Source organism: Cellulomonas chitinilytica (genome assembly GCF_016862675.1).
Taxonomy (GTDB): Bacteria; Actinomycetota; Actinomycetes; order Actinomycetales; family Cellulomonadaceae; genus Cellulomonas; species Cellulomonas chitinilytica.
The window spans coordinates 1-3,991 of record NZ_BONK01000027.1; the positions used below are offsets into that span (position 1 = coordinate 1).

At 73.9% G+C, this 3,991-nt stretch carries 5 protein-coding genes; 3 read left to right on the plus strand and 2 right to left on the minus strand.

All coding sequences use genetic code 11. The annotated features are described in order from the left end of the window. Positions 1-193, plus strand: a 193-nt coding sequence (locus tag Cch01nite_RS22420; RefSeq protein WP_203758742.1) for a hypothetical protein, incomplete at its 5' end; no start/stop codon positions are given. 259 nt (positions 194-452) lie between these two features. On the opposite strand, the gene Cch01nite_RS22425 is transcribed toward Cch01nite_RS22420, so the two are convergent. After that, positions 453-983, minus strand: a complete 531-nt coding sequence (locus Cch01nite_RS22425) for a hypothetical protein (RefSeq protein WP_203758743.1) — start codon at positions 981-983, stop codon at positions 453-455. A gap of 35 nt (positions 984-1,018) precedes the next feature. On the opposite strand from Cch01nite_RS22425, the gene Cch01nite_RS22430 reads away from it, so the two are divergent. After that, the gene (locus tag Cch01nite_RS22430) at positions 1,019-1,588 is read left to right on the plus strand and encodes a hypothetical protein (RefSeq protein ID WP_203758744.1); all 570 of its coding nucleotides are present in this window, start codon (positions 1,019-1,021) and stop codon (positions 1,586-1,588) included. A gap of 171 nt (positions 1,589-1,759) precedes the next feature. Here Cch01nite_RS22430 and Cch01nite_RS22435 read toward each other — a convergent pair whose 3' ends face one another. Beyond that, on the minus strand, positions 1,760-2,203 hold the full coding sequence (locus Cch01nite_RS22435; protein WP_203758745.1) for a hypothetical protein: 444 nt from the start codon (positions 2,201-2,203) through the stop codon (positions 1,760-1,762). A 174-nt stretch (positions 2,204-2,377) separates the two neighbouring features. Between Cch01nite_RS22435 and Cch01nite_RS22440 the strand changes: the two genes are divergently transcribed. After that, complete coding sequence (locus Cch01nite_RS22440; RefSeq protein WP_203758746.1) at positions 2,378-3,916, plus strand: outer membrane protein assembly factor BamB family protein; 1,539 nt, start codon at positions 2,378-2,380, stop codon at positions 3,914-3,916. Positions 3,917-3,991 lie beyond the last annotated feature (75 nt).

Below are 3,991 nucleotides of genomic sequence, written 5' to 3' on the forward strand. Positions count from 1 at the left end.
CAGGTCCGTCTTCGCGGCCTCCACCAGGTCGCACGACGGGCGGCGTGGCCGCTGGCTCGTCGGGCGTGACCTCGACACCGGGGCGGAACGCTGGAGCGCGCCGCTGCCCGACGGGGTCGACGTGCTCACCGTCATCGACCACACGCTGCTCGGCATGGCCTACTCCACGGGCGAGCGCACCGAGCTCGGCTGACCTGCCCACGGCTGCGCGAGCGTCGTGCCGCGAGAGGCTGCCGCCCGCGGCCTGGCTCTGCGTCGAGCGCGCGAAACCCCGGCTGCCCTGCCACGAGGGGCGGAGGGCAGCTCTTCGTCGGGTCGCTCGAGCTCGAACCGAGCACAGGGTTGGCCGCAGTCGCGCGCGGAGCCGCCGCGTGGGTCACCGAGCTGGTCGACGCGCTGCCGGACTGAGCTCGGCGACGCGGCTGGACGACGCCGCGCGCGGCACCTCGGGCTCAGGCCGCGGGCGTGGTGCTCGCGCCGGACGTGTCTGACATGCGCTGCGGGGCCGGCCGGAGCAGTGCCAGGCCGAGCAGGAGGACGGCGGTGCCGACGAGGAGCTGCAGCCCCACGGGGCTCACGCCACCTGACAGCTCCAGGCCGCGGGTGTCGATCGGCAGGACGACCAGGACCGCCGCGACGACGAGCGGGACGATGTGCCGGCCGGCGACCGCGATGCCCGCGAGCCCCACGGCGATCAGGGCCACGGGGCCGAGCAGGAGGGTGACGGGCCCGAGGATCGTCGACGTGAGCGCGGTGACGACGGCGGCCACGGCGTAGCTGGTCCGTTCCCAGCCGGCGGGCACGCGCTTGCTCGCGGTCAGCCAGAGGGCGGCGAAGGTGAGCGCGGGGACGAGCGTGCGCGCGAAGAACACCCAGCTCTCGGGCAGGAGCCCGGCTGCGGCGACGGCGACGACGCCTGCTCCTCCTGCGATCACGGGGTAGGCGGAGGTCCGTCTGGTGCGCGCCTGCGTCTCGGTCGTCACGGGGCGAACCTTTCCGCAGTCCGACCAGTCATGCAATGCAACGAAGCACCCTCATCCGCAGGTCGCGGCGGTGGCTCATCGCCCCGCTCGCGATGGCCCTGCTGGGAATGACCGCACAGAGCTCCCTGGCCGCGTCGCAGCCGGTGTCCCCGGACACCAGGTCGCACCTCGAGGCGTTCTGGAACGCGCACGGCGTCCCGAAGGCGACACAGAAGTCGCTGCTGTCGAAGCTCGCCGCCGGGCAGACCTGGGACGCGGTCGACGGCAAGCACACGCCGGTCAGCTCGTCACAGGCGACGAGCAACGGCAGCCAGGAGACCGTCGACACGTACGCCGACGGCTCGATCGTGGTCTCCGACCTCGAGCAGCCGCAGACGCCCCCCACCGCCGCGAACGGGATCACGCCGCTCTCGGTGGCGGGATGCCGGACCACCGTCGGCGGGTCCGGCTACGCCAACTACGACGACTGCAAGGCGTCCTCGGACACCGGCATCGTCACGCTCGCGTTCTACATCTCGTACTCGCGTACGCGTGCTACAACGGCGCCGGCGCGAAGATCCTCAGCACGGGCAGCCCCAACTACCGGGCGTCCTTCGGCAGCATGACGGAGCCGGTCCGGTCGCTGTACCGCCCGCAGTCGACGACCGTGCAGAACGCCGTCGCCAAGTACCAGTCCCAGTGGACCGGTGCGGGTGCGGGCGGTGGGACGTCGAGCGAGACGATCTACTGCACCTTGTGCCGAGCATCAGGCGCGGGTCCTCGACGTCGGCGGACGATCAGCGCCGCACGATGAACCAGGCGGTGTCGCCCTCGCCGAGCTGCGACATCGCGACCCGCACGGTCGTCGCGTCACCGATGGTCCCGATCGGCACCCGAGTGGGGTCGGACCCCTCGTCGCACACCGCGGTCGCCGTCTCGAAGAGGGGCTGCGCCGGGTTGAGGACGACGTGGAGGTCGTCGGCGCCGTCGCACAGGGCGACGAGGTCGTAGCTCCCGGGTTCCAGCGGCAAGGGGTACTGGGTGCGGCCCTGCCCGTCGTTGCAGGCGTGGTCGACGGTGCCCTCGGGCTGGGGGAGCCCGGCGGCGCAGCGCTCCGCGAGTCCCGGTCCGCCGAGCCCGGCGAGGGGGTCGGAGGCGCTGCACGCGGCGAGGAGCGCGAGCGCGGCCGTCGCCGTCAGGAGGGCCGTCCGTCGGGTGCGAGGGGAGTCCAGCGTGGTCATCGACGTGTCCTCGTCCGGGTCGTCGTGGTGAGCCGTCGTGGCTGCCGCGACCATAGCGGTCGGGTGGGGTGGTGCGTGGCGGTTCGGCGACCTGACCAGGGCGGATCCGGCGCGCGGGCAACCGGATGCGTCGAACGACCCCCGGCCGGCCCGGGCCGCCGGTACGGTCCCCCCGTGGCGCGGGACATGCGGGAGGTCGAGCTCCTCGACGGCGACGAGCAGACCGCACCCCCGGACGGTCTCGCACCAGCGCGCCGGCGCCCGAGGTGGCGCTGGTGGGTCGCGTGCGGGGTGGTCGTGGCGGTGGCCGGCCTGGCCGCCGGGCAGTGGTTCGTCGACGCGCGCGAGCGGGCCGTGGTCGCGGCGCTCGCGCGTGTCGACGGGGTCGTCCCACCGCTCGGCGACACCGTCGAGACGAGCCCGCTGTCGACGCAGGAGGTCGAGGAGTACCAGCTCGCGGACCTGGACCTCCCGGCCGCGACGGTGACCGCCGGGGCGGACGGCTCCCGGTCGGTGGTGTCGTCGCACGTCGGCGCGGACGGCCAGCCGCTCTGGTCGGTCCCCGTCCTGGCCCCGGCGTCGGCGGGGGCCTCGTCGGGCGACGCGGGCCCGTCGGACGTGAGCCGGTGCGTGACGGGCGCCGGGAAGGACGCGACCGCGGTGTGCGTCGTGTCCGACGCGGTGCTCACGGTCTCCGACAGCGTGCCCCTTCTGAGGCCCGCGACGACCACGAAGGTCGTCGTCGTCGGCACCGACGACGGCCAGGTCCTGTCCACCTGGGCCACGGGACCGGCGGTCGCCGTGGCGTCCCTGCCGGGCGTGGTGCTCACGGGGTACGCCGACGAGTCCAGCCGTGTCGTCACGGTCGTCGCGCACGACGAGACGACCGGCGCGGAGCGGTGGCGGTACACGATGCCGCTCTCGGAAGGCAGCGCCGCCGCGGCGTGGGGCATCGGCCGCGCCGTGTACACGGTGGGCGACCTCGCCGTCGTCACCGACGAGATGGCCATGACTGTGCTCGACGCAGACGGACGGGTGGTCCGTGACGACCTCGGGCGCGGCGACGGCGTGGCCGCGTACGGCTACGTGCTGGACGGGGCGCTGGTCGTCTCGACGATGACCAGGTCTGGCGAGGCGACGACGACGGTCCTGGCGCCCGACGGCGACCCACGGTCGGACCGGGTGTACACCGGAGACCTGATGACGCCGGTCGACGACGGGTCCGTGCCCGGGCTGGTCCTCACGATCACGAGCGGGTCGCTCCCGCTCGCGCAGCAGATGGGCGACGAGTCCACGCGGCCGGGCAGAGGACCGGGGCTGCGCGCCTACGACAGCGCCACCGGGGAGGAGCTCTGGTACGCCCGGCTGTCGACGAATGCCGGGCCTACCGGCGCGATCGTCCTGCGGGGACGGGTGTACGTGACGAGCACCGCGGCTGCGGTCGTGGCGCTCGACGCCCGGACGGGCCGCAGGGTGTGGAAGTCGGCCGACACCGGCACGGACCTGGGGATGTTCACGGACGGCCGGTGGGTCTACTCCGTCGTGCACCGGCCGCTGAGCAGCGACGACGCGTGGCTCGTCGGGTGGGACCTGCGCTCGGGTGCGGAGCGGTGGAGCGCACGACTGCCCGACGGGCTCGAGGCCGTGACCGTCGAGGGCCACACGCTGCTCGCGATCGACTTCACGAACGGCCGGAGCAGCCACCTCAGCTGAGCTGCGCCGCCCCGGCTACCCCGCCAGGAGGTCCTGCTCGACCTGGGTCGGGGACTAGATCGCCGCGGGTGCGAT

Bases quoted from the DNA above. Each gene is read 5' to 3' on its own strand.
- Cch01nite_RS22430 (WP_203758744.1), top strand. From the start codon at position 1,019: ATGCAACGAAGCACCCTCATCCGCAGGTCGCGGCGGTGGCTCATCGCC.
- Cch01nite_RS22435 (WP_203758745.1), bottom strand. From the start codon at position 2,203: ATGACCACGCTGGACTCCCCTCGCACCCGACGGACGGCCCTCCTGACG.